The 6,071-nt window shown below is 38.3% G+C and carries 3 protein-coding genes and 1 other RNA gene; 1 reads left to right on the top strand and 3 read right to left on the bottom strand.

Going from position 1 to position 6,071, the window contains the following annotated elements; all coding sequences use genetic code 11:
• Window positions 1–17: 17 nt before the first annotated feature.
• Window positions 18–1,298, bottom strand: a complete 1,281-nt coding sequence (locus FJ366_02505) for a J domain-containing protein (protein MBM3894443.1) — start codon at window positions 1,296–1,298, stop codon at window positions 18–20.
• A 329-nt stretch (window positions 1,299–1,627) separates the two neighbouring features.
• On the opposite strand from FJ366_02505, the gene ssrA reads away from it, so the two are divergent.
• Window positions 1,628–2,078: a transfer-messenger RNA gene (gene ssrA / locus FJ366_02510) on the top strand.
• 173 nt (window positions 2,079–2,251) lie between these two features.
• On the opposite strand, the gene FJ366_02515 is transcribed toward ssrA, so the two are convergent.
• Window positions 2,252–4,033: an ABC transporter ATP-binding protein gene (locus tag FJ366_02515; protein ID MBM3894444.1), complete on the bottom strand. Its 1,782-nt coding sequence runs from the start codon at window positions 4,031–4,033 to the stop codon at window positions 2,252–2,254.
• A complete protein-coding gene (locus FJ366_02520) occupies window positions 4,030–5,823 on the bottom strand; it encodes an ABC transporter ATP-binding protein/permease (GenBank protein MBM3894445.1) in 1,794 nt (597 codons plus the stop codon). The genes FJ366_02515 and FJ366_02520 overlap by 4 nt, the downstream gene beginning before the upstream one ends.
• Window positions 5,824–6,071 lie beyond the last annotated feature (248 nt).

Consider the following 6,071-nt stretch of genomic DNA (forward strand, 5'->3'; position numbering starts at 1 on the left):
AGCGTCTAAGATTAGATCTATTTATGTGAATCTTCTTGAATTTCTCGAATTACAGCATCTAGTTTTTTGATCTGATTGTTGACTGCAGTAATTTTAGGCTCCTGCGCAAATAACATTTTTCGGCGATTTTTAATAAAAAATAACAGTGTTTTTAAGCTTGACGGGTCCGTTATTTCTACTCTTCCGGTAAGGCATGCATTGGTTACGTTGTCTTCCATTAATTTGAATGTTCCCCATTCAAATGATTCTCGCATCAGGCTTTTTAAGATTTTACAAAGTCGAGGATCTTGCGCTGTTGATTTGCTATTGTAACCCGTAAGGATTTCTTGAGAGAGAAATCCGAATGACAGGAGTTCATAAAAAACCCATCGCCAGTCTTCATCTGAAATTGCAACGCCGGTTAATTCTTCAAGCCGATAAAGATGATCATCAGGCGTTGCGGGAAGTCCTGTTTTTTCTACGAGAGCCGGATAATGATACATGCCTGAATTGACAAGTCTAAATTCTAGCTCATCAATTTTAATATCTAAGTTTACACCAAAAAGACCTTGTCTAAGGGGTGATGGGTAGGGGATAGTATTTGTGGCTCTAAAATGATGAAAGCTTGAAGCGGGCGAGTGTGATCTTCTTCTGGAAGCTTCGCGCGCTTTTTGTGCTGCATGAAATTTGTAGTCTTTTTGCCAGGCTGCTGCTTCTGCTTGCCGTGCGCGTTCGCGCGCTCTTTCTTCTCTTCGTTCTTCTTGTCTTCTTAAAAGTTCTGCGACAAAAGCACTTGTGAGGTCTTTTTCTTCATCTTCGTCTGGGCTGGCAGCTCTAGTTGTTGGACGAGTTGCTGGACGAGTTGCTGCTGCTTTATGAGGTCTTGCAGAACCGGCTCCATGTCCTGCCGTTCTAGCACCTGAAACAGGTCTTTTGGACGGCGATGAACGTCTTTTGATTTCTTCAACTTGATCTTCTGTTGTTCCGGTTGCGGTAATAACTCCCTTGAGGACTTGTTTTAATTTTTCTTTTTTATCTTCAGCGGTTGCTCGATCGTATGCAGCGTGAGTTGACGCGTCGCTTAAAATTCCAAATGCAGCAGTAATTGTTTTAAATACTTCTTCTGCGTAAGCGCTATTTTCAGGATTTTTATCTGGATGTAGTTTTAGAGCTAATTTGCGATAATTTTTTTTAATTGTTGCATCATCGGCATCGGGGTTTACTCCCAAAATGTCATAGAGGCTTTCAACTCCGGCGATTCTTTCTATTGTAAGTGTGCTTTCGCCTTCAACAAATAAGGGGGCCGCTGGTGCTTGCATACAAAGGCTTGCAAGCGTGATAATAAATAATTGTTTACACAAATTCTTTTTCATAAAAATCCGTAATTTTTTGTAACCATTCCCCGGATAAAGTTACCGATCTAAATAAGAGTATAGATTTACTCTACAATAATTTTCTTGGGTAATGAGGACTTTAAGAGTTTTTGATTTTTCTTTTGAAAATTGGAAAAAATGATTGAAGTTACATGTCTTATTGAATTTTAATGCATTTTTTTTTAAAAAAGGCCACTTTTGCTGTTTGACATTCGTGAGTGCTTGCTCGTACACTAAAAAAGATCGATTTTTTATCGATTTTCTTTGAAATTTGTGGGGGCGTATTGGTTTCGACGTGTCAGAGACAGTGTTGAGAGCGTGCCAAGTTGTGCAAACTTGTAAAACGGTACAAAAAACAAATAAGTGCAGAGTCTAACTCTCACGATGCGAGAACAAAAGCAATGTCTTGGTCAGTTTCTGACATGAGCCCTGTTTTTGCTTCAATGCCTGCAATGTCATCATTTGGCTTTGCTGCTGCATGTGCTTAATTATTAATTAAGCTAGCATTCTTGATTGCTTGTCTGTCTATTGACGAGCAATCTCGTATAACTAAATAGAACGTTTACGTAGGATTTTTCGCAGCGTATCGTAAATGTACACGAAGCGGACAATTATTTATTGCCACGTCTTTTTGGAAAAATAATTGAATCTAAGATAAGACTACGCACGTAGCGCTTGGCGCTAGATTTGGGGCGGACATGGGTTCAACTCCCATCGCCTCCACCAGCCTTCGCTCAAATTGAGCTTCGGCCAGGCAAGCCACTTAATGAATTAAATTTTACGTTAAAAGAAACGGGGAGCGAAGGCTACTCGCCAGAGCTTTAGCGTAGGCGGTATATGAGATTCAAATAATAGGATGGAGCTTTTCGCTCAAATTCAGCTTCGGCCAGGCAAGCCACTTAAGCTTCTGGCGACTCTGCTTGTTTGTACCACAACTGAGCGTATAGCTTATTCAGCTCAAGTAATTGAGCATGTGTTCCTTGTTCTTTAATTTTTCCATGATCGAGTACAATAATGTGGTCTGCATGCATGATTGTTGACAGTCGGTGGGCGATCATGAGAGTTGTTTTGTCTTTTGATGCATTTACGATACTGCTCATCAAAGAGGTTTCCGTGTGAGTATCAAGGGCTGAAGTTGCTTCATCAAAGATGAAAATTAATGGATGTTTGAGTAATGCTCTGGCAAGGGCTATTCTTTGGCGTTCGCCTCCCGAAATAGTCATTCCAAGCTCTCCCAGTTCGGTTTCATATTTTTGTGGAAGTTTTGTTATAAATTCATCAATTTTAGCTGTTTTTGCTGCAAGCTTAACTTCTTCAAATGGCGCAATAGGATTTGCGTATGCGATATTATTAAATACTGTGTCTTTAAAAAGAACGGGGTTTTGAGGCACTATGCCGATTTGCGAGCGCAAATCGATCAAGTCTAGTTCTTCTAGTAGTGTGCCGCCGATTGTTATTGATCCTTGAGTTGGTTGATATAATCGCAAAAGGAGTTTGGTGATGGTTGATTTTCCTGAGCCAGATGCACCAACAATTGCAACCGTTTTACCATGATAAATATCAAATGAGATATTATTTAGCAGTGGTGCTTCGGGAATGTAAGAAAAAGAAATGTTTTTGAATGAAATAGCAGTATTTGAGGGTATGATTTTTTTGTCTCCATGGTTTGATTCATCAGAAAGTAATGATTTTTCTTTTGTCTGAAAGATTTCATAAATTCCTTGAAGATCGACAATCCCCTCCCGCAGATTTTTTATGTGTTTACCAAGCTGGCTGATTGATTCAGAGAAGCTGATGATATAGCTATTGAGTAAAATAAAGTCACCGATGGTGTATGCTTTATTAAGTACTTTGTATCCGGTGAGAAGAGAAACGCATAAAAGAAGTCCTCCGGTAAGCCCCCCGTGAAGAACCATCATCATAAATTGCTCTTTAAATGCGATTGTTCGAGCTTGTTCTGTTCGCGAAAGGACAGCTTGAAGCCGTTCGTATTCGGCTTTTTCTTGGGCATTATTTTGAATCGCTTCAATATTTAATAGGTGATCAAAAAGGAAGTTTGATTGTTCGTTTTCTGCTTCATTTGCTAGTTGTTCAGCATTAATTGATGCACTTGCAGAGGTGATAGACGCAGATGTTATTGCGTACAAAAAGATGGTGCAGGTGATGGCGATATCAAGAGGGTAGCTTTTCCATAAAATATAGAGCGTTGCCAATGATTCTATGATTCTTGGCAAAATAGTGAGGAAGAAACCAATACTTCCTTTGTAGAGGGTGTATTGAGTTCTTTTGAGTTCATCAATAAGGGCTCCCATATCTTTATTGATGTGAAAACTGAGGGGTTGATTTAAAAGATATTCGAAAAAAGATCCGGTTACTTGGCTTACGCTGGTTGCAAAGATTTTATAGGAAATAATTTCTCTAATTTCTGTTACAAACCGTGTTGCAATCCACAACAACCCATAAGCAAAGCATAAAATAATGATTGTTGATTCTTCGCTTTCGATTTCAAGTGAATTAACTAATTGCTTGAGGACAAATGGGAGTGCGAGTTGAAGTCCAATCATGCTTAAATTCATAAGCATGACAACAAAACATCTCAGTTGTAGCGAGAGTTCGTTTGGGATTATTTGAGCAAAAATCCATTTAATAAAATTCCATGAAATTGGTTTTGGGGAGCTCATTCTTCACCGTTCCTTTGTTGTTTGTTCCATAAATCAGCATATTTTTTGTTGAGCGCGAGAAGCTGATCGTGTGTTCCTTGCTCGATAATTGTTCCATGTTCAAAATAATAAATAATATCAGAGTGTGTGATGCTAGAGAGTCTGTGCGCAATGTGAATTACTGTTGAGTCAGCGCACCATGAAGTAAGGTTTTTTTGTAATTGTTGTTCGGTTCTGTTATCAAGGGCAGATGTTGCTTCATCAAAAATATAGATGGGAGCTTTTTTGAGTAGTGCCCGTGCAATGGCAATTCGTTGACGTTCCCCACCAGAGAGTCTGAGTCCTCGTTCTCCAATAACTGTTTCAAATTGATGTGGTAGTTTTTTTATAAAATCTTCAAGCATTGCTGCTCGCGCTGCATTAAAGACATCAAAAGCCGTCGCATTGGGACATCCATATGCGATATTAAAAAATATTGTATTGTTAAAAAGCGTGCATTCTTGGGGAACAACTGCTACTTGAGATCTAAGAGAAGGTGTTGAAACGTGACTAATGTCTTGATCGTCGATAAAAATATGTCCTTTTGATTGATGATATTGGCGCGTGATTAGTCGTGAAATTGTTGATTTGCCACACCCTGAAGAACCGACGATTCCGATTGTTTTTTTACCTGGAAATGAGCATGAAATGTTTTCAAAGATAACTCGTTCAGGAGTGTAGAAAAAAGATATGTTTTTAAATGTTATGGTTCCATCCGAAACGGTGAGAGCGGGAAGATCTTTGTTGACCGTTTTGTCGGGGGCGATATCTAAAACATCCAAAATGCTTCCAAGGTCAATTAATCCTGTTTGTAGGTATCGTAAAAGGTGTCCAAGCGTTGAGAGGGGTAAGGCAAACTGCAAAACATATCCATTAAGAAGTAAAAAATCCCCGAGAGAAAAGGTGAAATCATGCGTAAGCAATGCTGCTTTGAGTGAGAATATGGTTATTCCGGTTCCAAGAATTATTGCTTCGATAAGATGCATGCTGGTGTGAACTGTTCCATATGTTACCTGTGCGCGAGCGGTCGCAAAATTTATTTTTTTAAATTCTTCGATTTCATACTTTTCACGACAAAATGATTTAACTGTTTCTGCATGTAAAAGCGTGTCTGTGAAAAAAGAGTGGGAACTTGAAAGAATGCTTAAAAATCGCTGCCTGTAGATTCGTGTCATTGTTGAAAAATAATTAATCGTAAAGGCATAAAAAACTAATGTGAGAGTGAGGATTGTTGAAAAAAAGAAGCCATACAGTTTGTATACAATGATTACCGCCCCGATAGATTCGATAATGAGTGGAACCACCCAATAAAAAATAGTGTGATAAATGTTAGGAATGTTGAGCTGCACCTTTTTGAAAAGTCCCGTTAAAACGCTTAGACGTCTGTGTGCATGAAAACTCATTGGAAGCTTGAGCAGGTGAGCAAATGTTTGTTCTGAAATAATTGTAATAAGGTGCTCAAAGGGTGCGAGTGCAAACAGTTCTCGAGCTTGCATAATAACTTGGCGAGCAAACCATGTTAAGGCGTAAGAACAAATAAGAGCAAGCGGCCACAAAATACCTGTATTTTGGGTTGTTTTTTCTAGAGCATTTATGGCTATTTTTTGCGCAAGGGGTAAGCAGAATGAAAGAATAATAGTTGCTATTATGCATACGGCGGAGAGGATTATCGAAAACCAATGCGTTCGATTAAAGGATTTAAAAAATATTAATCCTTTAAGTAAATTTTTGAGGTAAGAAGTATTTTTTTGAGGGATAACTTGGCGATCCATGAACGTTTTTTTAAAGAATTATTTTTATAAAACACATTCTATCAGCTAATCCCAATCTTAAAAACTTTTTTGTATTATTTGACTTTTTTCTGAGGACAAAAGATCTCTTGTTTTTTTCTTTTCATAATGTTTTTCTTCGAGTAGTTTAGAAAAATATGTTGAGTTTTTATTCGAGTTTTTTGTGTTTTCGATAGTTGTTTATTGTGTTGTATTTGCGTTAGTTCTTTTTATTTCCTGGGCGATGTTGC

It is taken from the genome of Candidatus Dependentiae bacterium (assembly GCA_016871815.1).
Taxonomy (GTDB): Bacteria; Babelota; Babeliae; order Babelales.

What these genes read in the sequence shown, in the direction of transcription:
- FJ366_02505 (MBM3894443.1), bottom strand. Translation starts at nt 1,298, where the DNA reads ATGCAAGCACCAGCGGCCCCCTTATTTGTTGAAGGCGAAAGCACACTT.
- FJ366_02515 (MBM3894444.1), bottom strand. Translation starts at nt 4,033, where the DNA reads ATGAGCTCCCCAAAACCAATTTCATGGAATTTTATTAAATGGATTTTT.
- FJ366_02520 (MBM3894445.1), bottom strand. Translation starts at nt 5,823, where the DNA reads ATGGATCGCCAAGTTATCCCTCAAAAAAATACTTCTTACCTCAAAAAT.